Below are 12,966 nucleotides of genomic sequence, written 5' to 3'. Positions count from 1 at the left end.
ACGGCCGTCTCGCCGAAAGGACAATGTCGATGAAAATGTACCTGTTGTCGCTCGGCGCCGGGCTGCTCGTGGGCGTCATCTACAGCCTGCTTAACGTTCGCTCGCCGGCGCCGCCGGTTATCGCGCTGGTGGGGCTCTTGGGCATCCTCATCGGCGAACAGGCGGTCCCGGTCGTCAAGCGCCTGATGTCGGGCCACCCGGTGAACGTTTCATGGTTCAACAGCCGCTGTGTCCCGCACGTTTTCGGGGAACTGCCGACCGGGGTCAATCACAACGGCGTGCCCGATCAGCCGCCGACGCGGGAGATCGGCTGATGCCGACCCGCCGCGGCTTTCTGGGAGCGGCATCCGCTCTGGCGCTCCCGGGGCTGTTTTCACCGGCGCGCGCCGCCAATTCCGTTTCGAATCCTGGAGACAAGCCAATGAGCGCCGATCTGATCCTCCATCATGGCCTGGTGACCACGCTCGACCGGACGAACCCGAACGCAACCGCCGTTGCAGTCAAGGACGGCAAGTTTCTCGCCGTCGGTGGCGACAGCGAGATCATGGCGCTCGCAGGGCCCGGCACGAAAGTTATCGACCTCAAGGGCCGGCGCGTGTTGCCGGGGCTCATCGACAACCACACCCACGTCGTGCGCGGCGGCCTGAACTTCAATATGGAATTGCGCTGGGACGGCGTCCGCTCGCTTGCCGACGCGATGGATATGCTGAAGCGGCAAGTGGCGATTACGCCGGCGCCGCAATGGGTGCGCGTCGTCGGCGGCTTCACCGAGCACCAGTTCGAGGAGAAGCGCTTGCCGACGCTGGAGGAGATCAACGCGATCGCCCCCGACACGCCGGTCTTCCTCCTGCATCTTTACGATCGCGCGCTCCTTAACGCCGCCGCGCTGCGTGCCGTCGGCTACACGAAGGAAACGCCGAACCCGCCGGGTGGCGAGATCGCCCGCGACGCCAACGGCAACCCGACCGGCATGCTCATTGCCAGGCCGAATGCCGGCATTCTCTATGCAACGCTCGCCAAGGGCCCGAAGCTGCCCTTCGAGTACCAGGTAAACTCCACGCGCCATTTCATGCGCGAGCTGAACCGGCTGGGCGTCACCGGCGTCATCGATGCAGGCGGCGGCTTCCAGAACTATCCGGACGACTATGCCGTGATCCAGAAGCTCGCCGACGACGACCAGATGACCGTTCGCCTCGCCTATAATCTCTTCACCCAGAAGCCGAAGCAGGAGAAGGAAGATTTCCTCAACTGGACGAAGTCGGTGAAATACAAGCAGGGCGACGACTATTTCCGCCACAACGGCGCCGGCGAGATGCTTGTCTTTTCTGCCGCCGACTTTGAGGACTTCCGCGAGCCGCGACCCGACATGCCGCCGGAGATGGAGGGAGAACTCGAGGCGGTTGTGCGCATCCTCGCCGAGAATCGCTGGCCCTGGCGCCTGCATGCGACCTATGACGAGACCATCTCGCGCGCTCTCGACGTCTTCGAAAAGGTCAACCAGGATATCCCGCTCGAAGGCCTCAACTGGTTCTTCGACCATGCCGAGACCATCTCCGAGCGCTCGATCGACCGCATCGCCGCCCTCGGCGGCGGCATCGCCGTCCAGCACCGCATGGCCTATCAGGGCGAATACTTCGTCGAACGCTACGGCCTGGGCGCCGCCGAAGCCACGCCGCCGGTTGCACGCATGCTGGAAAAGGGCGTCAAGACGTCGGCGGGGACCGACGCCACGCGCGTCGCCTCCTACAACCCCTGGGTCTCGCTGTCCTGGATGATCACCGGCCGCACGGTCGGCGGCATGCGGATCTATCCGCAGCGCAATTGCCTCGACCGCGAGACGGCGCTCAGAATGTGGACCGAAAATGTCACCTGGTTCTCCAACGAGGAAGACAAGAAGGGCCGCATCGAGAAAGGCCAGTTCGCAGACTGCATCGTCCCGGACAAGGATTTCTTCGCCTGCGCCGAGGACGAGATTTCGTTCCTGACCTCCGACCTGACGGTCGTCGGCGGCAAGGTCGTCTATGCGGCGGGAACTTTTGCCGACCATGACGAAAGCGAAGTCCCACCGGCCATGCCCGATTGGTCGCCGGTCAGGACCTACGCAGGCTACGCCGCCTGGGGAGAACCGGAGGGTGCCGGCAAGCGCTCTCTGCGCCGAACGGCGATCGCCACCTGCGGCTGCGTCAACAGTTGCGGTGTCCATGGTCACGATCATGCCGGCGCCTGGACGTCGAAGCTGCCGGTCACCGATCTCAAGGGTTTCTGGGGCGCGCTCGGCTGCTCCTGCTGGGCTGTCTGACGAAGGGAGGCGCCATGACATTGGCTTCCACGCTCGAAACCCGGCTCGCGGCCCGCGCAAGGCCGCTGTTCGGCGCCCCGGCCCTGCGGTTCGCGGCGCTGCTTGCCCTGTGTTCCGCCTATATCCAGGGGCCATTGACGAAGATCTTCGACTTTGGCGGGGCGATCGCGGAGATGAACCATTTCGGCCTGCATCCTGCACCCTTCTTCGCCGTAGCGGTAATCGTCTTCGAACTCGCCGCGTCGGCAATGGTTCTGAGTGGCTTCTTCCGCTGGCTCGCGGCCCTTGCGCTTGCCGCCTTCACGCTGGCGGCGACTTTCGTCGCCCTGCGCTTCTGGGAACTCGCCCCGGGACAGGAGCGTGTCATGGCGACCAATGCGTTCTTCGAGCATCTGGGCCTCGTCGGCGCGTTCCTGATCGTCGCATGGCAAGACCTTCATGAGCGGAGGTCCGGCCAGCCATGACGGACGCGACGGTCCCCTCCAGCGGCTTCGCACCGCTTCGCCAGAAGGTCTTCGCGACGCTCTGGATTGCAACCGTCATCGGCAACACCGGCAGCTTCATCCGCGATGTCGCGAGCGCGTGGCTGGTGACCGACCTTTCGCCCGCGCCCGCCGCCGTCGCCACGATCCAGGCGGCCGCCACGCTTCCGATCTTCCTCCTGGCGATCCCGGCCGGTGTCCTATCGGACATCCTCGACCGGCGAAAATTTCTGATCGTCATCCAACTGATGCTTGCCTGCGTCAGCGTCTGCCTGCTGCTTCTCTCGGCAACCGGCCTCCAGTCGGTAAGCTCGCTGATCGCGCTGACCTTCGCAGGCGGTATCGGGGCTGCGCTCATCGCACCGACCTGGCAGGCGATCGTGCCCGAACTGGTCGAGAGGAAGGACGTCAAGAGCGCCGTCGCACTGAATTCGCTTGGCATCAACATCGCGCGGTCGATTGGGCCTGCGGCGGGCGGCCTGCTGCTCGCGTGGTTCGGCGCCGCCGTGACCTACGGCGTCGACGTCATCAGCTATCTTTTCGTCATCGCCGCGCTCCTCTGGTGGAAACGGCCGCCGGATATCGAGGACGCGCTTTCGGAAAAATTCGCGGGCGCCTTCCGCGCCGGCTTGCGCTACGCCAGGGCCAGCCACGAGCTGCACGTTGTCTTGCTGCGGGCCGCGGTCTTCTTCGCCTTCTCGAGTGCCGTGTGGGCGCTGCTGCCGCTGGTTGCCCGCAATCTCCTGGGTGGCGACGCAGGTTACTACGGCATCCTGCTTGGCGCCGTCGGCGCCGGCGCAATCGCGGGTGCCATCGTGATGCCGACCTTGCGCGCCCGCGTCGATCCCGACTCGCTGATTCTCGGTGCCGTGATCGTTACGGCTGCGGTCATGACCGGCCTCTCGTTCGCGCCCCCGCAATGGCTGGCGCCCGTGGTGCTTCTCGCCCTCGGGGCCGCCTGGATTACCGCCCTAACGACGCTCAACGGCGCCGCACAATCGATCCTGCCCAACTGGGTGCGCGGCCGTTCCCTGGCAGTCTATCTGACCGTGTTCAACGGAGCGATGACCGCCGGCAGCCTTATTTGGGGCGTTGTCGCCGAGGCGGCTGGTGTTCCGGTCACCCTGTTGATCGGCGCTGCCGGACTGTTCGCCGTGGGCCTCCTCTTTCACCCGCTCAAGCTTCCGAGAGGCGAGGCCGATCTCGTCCCTTCCAACCACTGGCCGGAGCCGCTCACGGCCGAACCCGTCGAGAATGACCGAGGCCCGGTGATGATCCTCATCGAATATCGGGTGGCAAAAGCCGACAGGGACGGATTTCTCGATGCCATCCATCGCCTGTCGCAGGAGCGGCGGCGAGATGGCGCCTATAGCTGGGGTGTGACGGAAGATGCGGCTGATCCGGAACGGATCGTCGAATGGTTCATGGTCGAGTCCTGGGCCGAGCACCTCAGGCAACATCGGCGCGTATCAAAGGCGGACGCCGATGTGCAGCAGGAAGTTCGGCGCTTTCAGCAGGGACCGGAGACGCCTGTCGTGAACCACTTCCTCGCCCTCAACCGGCCACGCGGCAATCGCCGCTGTTAGTCGGCTGCGATTCACCGCGAACTTGATTTTTTCATTGTTCCGTTGAACAGTGAAATGATCTAACTCTTTGAAACTACGCAATTCCGGACGGAAAACCGTTACACACTTTTCCTGGAATGCTCTAGCCCAAGGCACGGTGGCCGGAGACTTCGGCGCCGGCGTCAGACGGCAATGCGAGGAAGCGCAATGCCGAAACAAGGCCGATCACTGCGATGACCACGAAGGCGACGCGGATGTCCGCGAGGCCCGCGTGCTCACCCTCGGCGAGATTCCGTGCGCCAGCAGAGAACCGGATGACGGCGGCGGCAACGGCGACGCCGAGAAGCTGGGAGAGCTGCTGCAGCATGGCGGAGATGGTCGTGGCCGCGCTGCGCTGGTCGGTGGTCACGTCGGCAAAGGAGATCGTGTTGAGCGAGGTGAACTGCATCGACCGCGAGAGGCCGGCGGCAAGCAACAGGGCAAGCAGCAAGATGCGAGGCGTTTCGTGCCCGACGGCAGCGAAGGCCGCAAGCGACGCAGAGGCGATGATGCCGTTGACCACCAGAAGCCTGCGGAAGCCGAAGCGGCGGAGCAGCGGCGTCGTCACGCTCTTCATCAAGAGGTTGCCGAGAAAATACGCAAGCACCAACGTCCCGGTCTCGACGGCACTGAAGCCGAGGCCAACCTGAAAGAGCAAGGGTAGCAGGAACGGCGTGGCGTTTATCGCAAGCCGTCCGGCAGTTCCCGATGAAAGCGTCGCCAGCGCGAAGGTCGGGATTTTCAACACCGAAAGGTCGAGCAGCCCGGCCCTGTTGCGATTGAGATGCCGAACAGCGAAGACCGCCAGCATCCCTCCTGCGATCACCAAAGCAGCGGCTACGCCGCTGCCATTCGGCGAAGAGGAGAGTTCGAGCCCCGCGAGGATCGAGGCAAGCGCTCCGCTCGTCAGGAAGAAGCCCTTGAAGTCGAAAGGTCGAGCACGCTCCGCCGGCTCGCGCGGGACGAAAGCGGCGACCAGCAAGACGCCGGCTAGCCCGAGCGGCACGTTGATGAAGAAGTTCCATTGCCATCCGATGTTGGTCGTGATCCACGCGCCGATAAGCGGCCCGAGCACGGGCGCGATCAGCGCCGGCCATGTGATCGTCGCGATCGCGTGCACCAGCTCGGCCTTCGGCGCATTGCGGAGAACCAGTTGCCGTCCGACCGGTGTCATCAGCGCCGCCGAGGTGCCCTGCACGAGGCGCGCGGCGGTGAACTCGCCAAGGCTCGAGACGACGCCGCAGGCGACGGAGGAAATCGTGAAAAGAGCGATGGCCGAGAGAAAGACGCTGCGGGCGCCAAACCGATCGGCAAGCCAGCCCGCAGGCGGAATGAAGACAGCCATTGCAAGAAGATAGGCCGTGAATCCGATATTCAGCGACACGACGTCCGTTGAGAAGGCCGAGGCCATCGCCGGCAGCGAGGTCGTGATGATGGTGCTGTCCAGCATTTGCATGAAAAAGGCGACGGCCACAATGCCGGAAACCAGGCGCGAGCGATGCAGAGGCTGGGAAATCGAGGAGATGAAGGACATTGGGGAATGGCAAAAGGAGGAGGAAACGCCGGCCTCTGGGGCCGGCGTCATAATAAGGCTTCAGTTGCTTGCCGCAACCTTCTTCACGGCTGCGTTGTAGTAAGACCGGTCGACCCAGCTGTCGTAGTCGACCTTGCCCTTGAGAAGGCCGGCCTCCGCCATGAAGGCTTCCTCGCCCTGGAGCGCCCGGACGGCTTCATCGGTGATTTCCGGGTTTTGCCAGAATTGGCCATTCGCATAGGTCGACCGGACAGCCGCCTCGCTGTTGCCGGTCTCCTTGACGAAGATATTGATGGTTTCCTCCGGATTTGCATCGACCCAGCGCGACAGGGCGAGGTCGACGGCAAGCACACGCGCCACGATCTCGGGATATTTCCGGGCGAATTCGCCATTGACGCTGAGGAGATGCGGCACCGCCCATTCGGGGTTGCCGGAAACGCCGGCATCGTAAATCAGCCGCGCCTGCCCGGCGTCGACGAGCTTCTGGACCGGACCATTGCTTTCGACGATCGCGTCGACATCGCCCCTCGCGAGTGCTGGACCCGAGTTCTCTATACCAAGGTTCAGGCTCTCGACGTCGGCGATGCCGAGGTTGACCGATTTCAGCGCCTTGGCGAAGGTCGAGTGGCGGACTGTGCCCGAGAGATAGGCAACCTTCTTGCCTTTGAGGTCTTCAAGCTTCTGGATCGGCGAGTCTGGACGTACGACGATCTGCGTCTCGTTCGACCTGACCCAGCTCGAGAGGCCGATCAGCTTGACATCGGCGCCCGTGGCTGCGAGGCGCAACGACGGATTGTTGCCGATATAGGTGAAGTCGAGCGCGCCGGACCCGAGCGCGACCGACGCGGCCGAGCCGCCGTCGAAGGTCGTCAGTTCGACCTTGATGCCGTCCTTGGCGAATTCTTCCTCGAGGATCTTCTTGCTGCGGAAGAGAATGAACTTCAGATGTCCCGGCGCGGTCGAACCGATGCGAATGGTGTCGGGCTTGGCGCTATCCGCAAAAGCGGGCGCGTATCCCACGAGCGGGGCGACGGATAGCGCAAGGGCAAGCTTCAGGAAGGTGCGGCGCAAGGAACTGCGAACGGTGCGTGCCATGGGGCGGGTCCTTTTCGGGTGCAATCGGGTTAGCGTTGGAAATGCGGCTTCGTGCGTCTGGCTCAGTTCGGTCCGCCTTCGCCCGTGCCGCGCCAGCGCGTGGCGCGCCGTTCTGCGGCGACGAGGCCGTAGTTGAGCAGGAGACCGATGATCGTCAGCGTCAGGATGCCTGCGTACATGCGGTCGGTCTCAAGCATCAGCGAGGAATGCTGGATCAGGTAACCGATGCCGGATTGGGCGGCGAGCATTTCGGCGGCGATGACCGAAAAGAGCGAGGTCTTAACGCCGAGCCGCGCCCCGGCCACGATCGAAGGGATCGCCGAAGGGAAGATGACCTTCTTGAAGAGGTCCCAGTCGGAGGTTCCCATCGAGCGGGCAGCCTTCACGAGCAGCGGATCGACCGACTTCACTCCAACGATCGTGTTGATGAGGAGAAAGAAAACCGCCGCGTAAAAGGTAATCGCGATCTTGGAAGCCTCGCCAATGCCGAGGACGAGGATGAAAACGGGTAGCAGCGCAAACTGCGACGTATTCCTGAGAGTCTGGACGAGAAAATCGCTGACCTTTTCGAAAACCGTGTATCTCCCCATGAGAAAGCCGAGCGGAACCGCGGTAACCACCGCGAGAACGAGCCCGATCGCGGCGCGCTGCAGGCTGATGCCGATATGGGCGGCAAGCTGTCCGCTCTCGGCCATGTCCCAAAGAGAGGCGAGTACCTGGCTGAGCGGCGGAAAGAACAGCGCGTTGATCCAGCCGGCGCGCGGCGCAATCTCCCAGAGCAGCGCGAAGGCGATCAGCGCCGGAAGGCCGAGGGAGAAGGTCGTGAGCGCCCCGCCAACCGCGTTGGAGCCATTAAAAAGGGACGAATGCCGACGCCAGAAGGCAAGCGGCGAGCGGACGGAAGGTGTTCTGTCGGTGACCAGGCTCATGCGGCCCTCCCTTTAATTGGCGTAGGCCGAAGCCAGCGCCCAGTCGCGCTGAGCCTTGCTGACCTCGTCGCGAAGGCTGTTCCACACCCAGGCGCGATAGGCGTTGAAGGCATCGGTGTTGCGGATATCGATCTCGCGCGGACGCGGCAGGTCGACGTCGATGATCTCCTTTACCTTGGCGGGCCGCGCGGTCATCACCACGACCCGGTCGGCGAGAAAGATCGCCTCGTCGATAGAGTGCGTTACGAAGACCACAGTGGTCTTGATCTGCTCCCAAATGCGCAGGAGTTCGCTCTGCAGGATGTCCCGCGTTTGAGCGTCGAGCGCAGCGAAGGGCTCGTCCATCAGCAGGACCTGCGGTTCGGTCGACAGCGCCCGCGCGATGGCTACGCGCTGCTGCATGCCGCCGGAGAGCTGCGAAGGAAAGCGGTCCTCGAAACCCTTGAGCCCGAACAGGTTGAGGAAATAAAGCGCCTTCTCCCGCCGCACGGCCGCCGGCGCGCCGCGCACCTCCAACGCATATTCGACATTCTCCAGCGCCGTTCGCCAGGGAAAGAGCGCATATTGCTGGAAGACGTAGGCCGTCTGGGAATGCGGCTTTCGCACTTCGGCGCCATCGATCGACGCGACGCCGGACGAGGCTTCGGTCAGCCCGGCGATGATGTCGAGGAGCACGGATTTGCCGCTCCCCGACGGCCCGACGAGGGTAATGAACTCACCCTTGCGGATCGTGAGGTCGATGCCGTCCAGGACCGGGATCCGGTTGCTGACCCTGCCGTCCACGGTGACGGTCTGTCCCGGTTTCAGCGCGAACGTCTTGCGCACGGAATTGACAACGATACGTTCCATGGGATGGGCCCTCCTCGGCCTTAGACCTGCGCGACGCGGATGTGGTGTGTGGGGTCCCGGTCGGTGCCGCCTGCCTGACCACGTCTCCAACCAAGTGAGCGCGAGTAGCTGCCGAACAGGCCCAAAGCCGCGACCTCCGCTTCGCCAATACCGGTCGGCCCGTCGGCCTGCTCGGCAACGTAAAGCGCATCGGTCGGGCAATAGATCTCGCAGAGGAAACAGGTCTGACAGTCATCCTGCCGGGCGATGGCGGGCAGGCCCGTCTCGTCACGATCGAAGACGAATGCCGGACAGACTCGCTCGCAGATGTCGCAGCGAATGCAGCGATCGGCGGAGATCACCTCGATCATGATCAGTATCCCTCCTGCGCGGCATCAAGCACCGGCTGCTCGCGTGTCGCGGTCACCCTGTCGAGACCGGAGACAATAATTCTCGCCGCCTGGGCGTCTTGTTCCTGCGGATAGTCCCTGCGCCTGTGCACGCCGCGGCTTTCGGTGCGCGCAAGGGCAGCAGTAACGGTCCAGCGGGCACTCGCCGTCACCGCGGCGACCTCTCGGGCGCGCAGCCGTTCGGCGCCGGTCGCTGGCAACGCGTTGTTCAAGCGCTTCCAGAGAGCATCGAGCCGGGCGCTGCTCGCCTCGAGGCCCGCGGCCGAGCGCCAGTAGCTCTTGCCGAGCGGTGCGATCTCCGCGTGAACTGCTTTGGCTGCGGCGCCAAGGTCGATCCCGGCATCTCGGCCGGTTCCCCTCAGCCCCGTCGCGCCGAGGGGCCTAAGCCACGACGAGTCGTGGTCGCGGTACCGGCGCGCATGGGCTGCCGCGCCCTGCCCGGCCCACCAGCCGCTGGCGATGGCCCAGGATGCGTTGATCGCACCGCCGCCGGAAATACCGCCCGTGACATTCTCGCGGCTGGCGGCATCACCGGCTGCGTAAAGGCCGCTCACCCCGGTCGCACATTCGGACGAGGTAAGCCGGATGCCGCCGGTACCACGCACGGTACCCTCGTATTTGAGGTCCACACGGAATAGGTCCCGGAACGGATCGATCCCAAGACGGTCATAGGGGAGAAAGCAGTTCGGCTGGCCGCGCCGAAGCCAGTCCTGCATGGCAGGTTCGGCGAGATCGAGCCTCGCATAGACGGGACCGGACAACAGGGCCTCGGCGATCGAGCGTTCGCCGCCGCCGATGCCGTTGGTCACCGGCTCGCCACGGGCATCCCGCAATGGCTCGCCGTTTTCCCGATAGAAGGTCGCCCAACGGAAAGGCAGTCCCTTGTTCAGCGACGAGCCGTGCGGGGCAAGAGTGTATTTGCCCGTGAATTCCATGCCCGAGAGGGCAGCGCCGGCCTCTGCCGCGAGGAGATAGCCATCGCCGGTCAGCCCCGTACCACCCAGGATGCGCTCGAAGAAAGCACATCCGCCCGTGGCCAGCACCACCGCGCCCGCAGCGACGCGGAAATTCGCGCCGCTGCGCCGCGACAGTCCCGCCGCGCCGCCGACACGACGGTCGTCACCGAGCAGTTCGAGGATCGGATGATGATCGAGGATCTGGACACCGGCCTGCTGCACGCGGCGGCGCATGAAGCGCATGTAGTCCGGACCGCGCAGGTTGGCGATGTAGAGCGCACCGTCATCTTCGCTTGGGAACGGATAGCCCCATTCGGCGAGCTTCAGCAGGTTCTCATAGGCCCGATCGGCGCAGCGCAACATCCAGCGCTTGTCGGCCAGGCCTGCCGTGCGCTTCCAGCGCTGCTCGACGGAGGCTGCTCGCCCCTCCCCCGGAGGCACGCACCACGTTCCTGTGTTGGAGGGAGCCGTGGCGCCGCTGGTGCCATGATACCCCTTGTCGGCGAGAACGACTTTCGCACCGGCTTCAGCCGCCGACAATGCTGCCCATGCAGCCGATGGGCCGCCGCCGACGACGAGAACGTCGGCTTCAATCGGTTGGCCGTCTTCCACGGACCGCGTCTTGTGCAGGGATGCCATGAGGCAGCTTTCTCCAGGATGCCGGTGCTGTTCGGCCGCCGACACCGGCCGGTCGAACACGATGGTGACCCGCTCTGGTTACGCGGCCGTCGAGAACCACGACGGCTCGTTGCCGGCCGTCCACTTGATGTTGCAGCCGATCGACGGCACCTGGTTCGAAACGGACTCTCCCTTCAGCACCGAGTCGACCGCCGCACGCAGATCCGCGCCCGTGACCGGCTTGCCATTGCCGGGGCGGGCGTCGTCGAACTGGCCGTGATAGGCAAGCTGACGCGCGCCGTCATAGAGGAAGAAATCCGGCGTGCACGCGGCCCCGTAGGCCTTGGCAACGGATTGGGAAGCGTCCTTCAGATAAGGGAAACCATACCCGTAGGCCTTGACCTCCTCTCCGATGCGAGCCAGCGTTTCTTCCGGATGATCGGAGGCGTCGTTCGCATTGATCGCGACGACGGCGAGCCCTTTAGCGGCGTATTCCTTGGCAAATTTCGCAAGCTCTTCGCGGATGAGCACGACGAACGGACAACGATTGGAGATGAAGGCGACAAGCACCGCCGGGCTGCCCTTGAAGTCGTCAAGCTTGAACAGGTTGCCATCGGCGTCCGGCAGAATGAAATCCGGTGCGCTGGTGCCAAGCGTGATCGGGTTGGATTGGGTCTTGGGCATCTGGGGTGTTCTCCTCACGTGTTGATGCATTAATCTATCAAAACCATGTTTTTTATCATCATTAAAGGAATGAATTTTCGCCCGCGCCGAAATCATTCGAACGCTGACCCTACAGAGCGCCGTTGCGTGGAAAAGTCTTGATTCCCGTTCACGGTCGGGCGTGGCGCGAAGCCACGTTGCCAACAGTCGAACAGCGGGCGAAAACGTGTTTTGTATCGCCGCCAGCCGTTCGACCGGATGCCCGCCTTCAAAGCGGTGCTACGGCTCTAATCTCTGAGGCCGCCCGCGACCGAGCGCGCCTTCGGCGCGGGCCTGCAGATAGGCGTAGATGTCGTCGATATAGGGAGCGAAATTGGGATCGTCGCCGAAGCCCTTCATGACCGAAGTGCCGCCACTGCTCCGTCCGTTGCGCACGACGCGCCTGAACTCCTCGATACCGAGCGGTCGGGCGACGAGCGAGGATGCGAAGCTCGAGCCTATTCCATCGGGGCCGTGGCAATGGTTGCAGCCGGCATTATAGCGCCGATAGCCGTTATAGGTCCGCGCATCGGCCTTGCCGTCGACGACCCTGTAAAACCTGTCGGTGGCTGCGAAGCTTCCCCCGCCCGCAAGGCCACAGCAGACGACAGCGAACAAAACCAGATACTGCAATCGGCGCATGTCCTGTTGCCTCGACGGCGCATCGCGGTGTGACCGTCCACGATGGGATTGGCCTTAGACCTGCGTGAACGATCTCAGACCCTCAGGTCCGGCAAAAGCCTCCACCGCTGCACGAAACGACCGGGATGCTCGTCGGTCCAACGCGCGACGAATGCCTGCGCCTGCATGAAGGCGACGCCTGGATTCGCGGCCAGATCCCAAACGACTTCTTCGCGGACCTCGCAAGCGTCAGGCGTGTTCGACAGGCAAACCAACATAGTGAGCGTGTAGAGCATCGTTCCCCCCTTCCGAAGCTCTCGTGCTGGCGGCGTTCACACCCCGAAATGTCAGTGATCGCCCAAGGATTCTGGACCGATCAATAGGATCGGTCACTTCTCGAGTATGGCGCTGGTCGTCACGCTGTCGAACCGATTGGTGCCCGGCTCGTTTACGACAAGGACTTCGCCATCGCGTATGATCTCCAAGTCGGCAGAAGGCTGGCCGATCGCTTGAGGCACGGAGATCAGCAGCCGCTGACCCGGTCCGAGCGTAGATACGAAGCGGATCGGCTGCTCGTCTGCTCCCGGGGCCACGGTCGCAACCACCCGGTAGCCGTCCTTTTCGACCGTGTAATACACAGCGCCATCGAAGCGGCCGAGATGAACGCTGTGGCCGTTCCCTGCCTTCAGGTCCGACGCCGCCGCCGCGCCTGTCATGGCGAGCAAGCCCATTGCGAATGCGATAGAATGTCTGGTCATCGCTGTCCCTCCTCCGTGAGCCATCAACTGCCCAACTCAAAGGGCTACATAGTCCTCTGGAGATGTTATAAGACGCGCAGTGCGGCAGATTGTCTGTTCCAATGGTGACACGCTCAGCCTATGCGCGGAT

General features: G+C 63.7%; 14 protein-coding genes. 4 read left to right on the top strand and 10 right to left on the bottom strand.

The window, feature by feature from the left end:
• Nucleotides 1-29: 29 nt before the first annotated feature.
• Genes FKV68_RS27625 through FKV68_RS27610 form a run of 4 tightly spaced genes read left to right on the top strand, consistent with a single transcriptional unit; the run spans nt 30 to nt 4,367 of the window.
• Nucleotides 30-314 (top strand): XapX domain-containing protein, encoded by a 285-nt coding sequence (locus FKV68_RS27625; RefSeq protein WP_180943699.1) that lies wholly within the window; start codon nt 30-32, stop codon nt 312-314.
• A complete protein-coding gene (locus FKV68_RS27620) occupies nt 314-2,299 on the top strand; it encodes an amidohydrolase (RefSeq protein ID WP_180943698.1) in 1,986 nt (661 codons plus the stop codon). Before FKV68_RS27625 ends, FKV68_RS27620 begins: the two co-directional genes overlap by 1 nt.
• A gap of 14 nt (nt 2,300-2,313) precedes the next feature.
• Entirely contained in the window at nt 2,314-2,763 is a 450-nt protein-coding gene (locus FKV68_RS27615) for a DoxX family protein (RefSeq protein ID WP_180943697.1), read from the top strand.
• Complete coding sequence (locus tag FKV68_RS27610) at nt 2,760-4,367, top strand: MFS transporter (protein ID WP_180943696.1); 1,608 nt, start codon at nt 2,760-2,762, stop codon at nt 4,365-4,367. Before FKV68_RS27615 ends, FKV68_RS27610 begins: the two co-directional genes overlap by 4 nt.
• Nucleotides 4,368-4,488: 121 nt before the next feature.
• Here FKV68_RS27610 and FKV68_RS27605 read toward each other — a convergent pair whose 3' ends face one another.
• The 10 genes from FKV68_RS27605 to FKV68_RS27560 all read right to left on the bottom strand — a co-directional run bounded on the left by FKV68_RS27605 (nt 4,489) and on the right by FKV68_RS27560 (nt 12,836).
• Entirely contained in the window at nt 4,489-5,919 is a 1,431-nt protein-coding gene (locus FKV68_RS27605) for an MFS transporter (RefSeq protein WP_180943922.1), read from the bottom strand.
• 60 nt (nt 5,920-5,979) lie between these two features.
• Nucleotides 5,980-7,014 carry an aliphatic sulfonate ABC transporter substrate-binding protein gene (locus tag FKV68_RS27600; RefSeq protein ID WP_180943695.1) on the bottom strand — a complete coding sequence of 345 codons (1,035 nt, stop codon included), beginning with the start codon at nt 7,012-7,014 and terminating at the stop codon, nt 5,980-5,982.
• A 62-nt stretch (nt 7,015-7,076) separates the two neighbouring features.
• Nucleotides 7,077-7,943, bottom strand: coding sequence for an ABC transporter permease (locus FKV68_RS27595; RefSeq protein WP_180943694.1), 867 nt, complete (start codon nt 7,941-7,943; stop codon nt 7,077-7,079).
• 12 nt (nt 7,944-7,955) lie between these two features.
• Nucleotides 7,956-8,792: an ABC transporter ATP-binding protein gene (locus tag FKV68_RS27590; protein WP_180943693.1), complete on the bottom strand. Its 837-nt coding sequence runs from the start codon at nt 8,790-8,792 to the stop codon at nt 7,956-7,958.
• Nucleotides 8,793-8,812: 20 nt separating this feature from the next.
• Complete coding sequence (locus FKV68_RS27585; protein ID WP_180943692.1) at nt 8,813-9,142, bottom strand: 4Fe-4S dicluster domain-containing protein; 330 nt, start codon at nt 9,140-9,142, stop codon at nt 8,813-8,815.
• Between the two features lie 2 nt (nt 9,143-9,144).
• The gene (locus tag FKV68_RS27580; RefSeq protein ID WP_180943691.1) at nt 9,145-10,776 is read right to left on the bottom strand and encodes an FAD-dependent oxidoreductase; all 1,632 of its coding nucleotides are present in this window, start codon (nt 10,774-10,776) and stop codon (nt 9,145-9,147) included.
• Nucleotides 10,777-10,854: 78 nt separating this feature from the next.
• A complete protein-coding gene (locus tag FKV68_RS27575) occupies nt 10,855-11,439 on the bottom strand; it encodes a thioredoxin family protein (protein ID WP_180943690.1) in 585 nt (194 codons plus the stop codon).
• A gap of 258 nt (nt 11,440-11,697) precedes the next feature.
• Entirely contained in the window at nt 11,698-12,099 is a 402-nt protein-coding gene (locus tag FKV68_RS27570) for a c-type cytochrome (RefSeq protein WP_180943689.1), read from the bottom strand.
• 74 nt (nt 12,100-12,173) lie between these two features.
• Nucleotides 12,174-12,374, bottom strand: coding sequence for a hypothetical protein (locus FKV68_RS27565; RefSeq protein ID WP_180943688.1), 201 nt, complete (start codon nt 12,372-12,374; stop codon nt 12,174-12,176).
• Between the two features lie 93 nt (nt 12,375-12,467).
• The gene (locus FKV68_RS27560) at nt 12,468-12,836 is read right to left on the bottom strand and encodes a hypothetical protein (RefSeq protein ID WP_245181730.1); all 369 of its coding nucleotides are present in this window, start codon (nt 12,834-12,836) and stop codon (nt 12,468-12,470) included.
• Nucleotides 12,837-12,966: the final 130 nt, after the last annotated feature.

Origin of the sequence: Sinorhizobium mexicanum (assembly GCF_013488225.1) — a bacterium.
Taxonomy (GTDB): domain Bacteria; phylum Pseudomonadota; class Alphaproteobacteria; order Rhizobiales; family Rhizobiaceae; genus Sinorhizobium; species Sinorhizobium mexicanum.
Note: the sequence above shows the minus strand (reverse complement) of the source record. Positions and strands in the feature narration are given on the sequence as shown.

What these genes read in the sequence shown, in the direction of transcription:
- FKV68_RS27590 (WP_180943693.1), bottom strand. Translation starts at nt 8,792, where the DNA reads ATGGAACGTATCGTTGTCAATTCCGTGCGCAAGACGTTCGCGCTGAAA.
- FKV68_RS27575 (WP_180943690.1), bottom strand. Translation starts at nt 11,439, where the DNA reads ATGCCCAAGACCCAATCCAACCCGATCACGCTTGGCACCAGCGCACCG.
- FKV68_RS27580 (WP_180943691.1), bottom strand. Translation starts at nt 10,776, where the DNA reads ATGGCATCCCTGCACAAGACGCGGTCCGTGGAAGACGGCCAACCGATT.
- FKV68_RS27620 (WP_180943698.1), top strand. Translation starts at nt 314, where the DNA reads ATGCCGACCCGCCGCGGCTTTCTGGGAGCGGCATCCGCTCTGGCGCTC.
- FKV68_RS27600 (WP_180943695.1), bottom strand. Translation starts at nt 7,014, where the DNA reads ATGGCACGCACCGTTCGCAGTTCCTTGCGCCGCACCTTCCTGAAGCTT.
- FKV68_RS27595 (WP_180943694.1), bottom strand. Translation starts at nt 7,943, where the DNA reads ATGAGCCTGGTCACCGACAGAACACCTTCCGTCCGCTCGCCGCTTGCC.
- FKV68_RS27610 (WP_180943696.1), top strand. Translation starts at nt 2,760, where the DNA reads ATGACGGACGCGACGGTCCCCTCCAGCGGCTTCGCACCGCTTCGCCAG.
- FKV68_RS27570 (WP_180943689.1), bottom strand. Translation starts at nt 12,099, where the DNA reads ATGCGCCGATTGCAGTATCTGGTTTTGTTCGCTGTCGTCTGCTGTGGC.
- FKV68_RS27625 (WP_180943699.1), top strand. Translation starts at nt 30, where the DNA reads ATGAAAATGTACCTGTTGTCGCTCGGCGCCGGGCTGCTCGTGGGCGTC.
- FKV68_RS27615 (WP_180943697.1), top strand. Translation starts at nt 2,314, where the DNA reads ATGACATTGGCTTCCACGCTCGAAACCCGGCTCGCGGCCCGCGCAAGG.
- FKV68_RS27565 (WP_180943688.1), bottom strand. Translation starts at nt 12,374, where the DNA reads ATGCTCTACACGCTCACTATGTTGGTTTGCCTGTCGAACACGCCTGAC.
- FKV68_RS27585 (WP_180943692.1), bottom strand. Translation starts at nt 9,142, where the DNA reads ATGATCGAGGTGATCTCCGCCGATCGCTGCATTCGCTGCGACATCTGC.
- FKV68_RS27560 (WP_245181730.1), bottom strand. Translation starts at nt 12,836, where the DNA reads ATGACCAGACATTCTATCGCATTCGCAATGGGCTTGCTCGCCATGACA.
- FKV68_RS27605 (WP_180943922.1), bottom strand. Translation starts at nt 5,919, where the DNA reads ATGTCCTTCATCTCCTCGATTTCCCAGCCTCTGCATCGCTCGCGCCTG.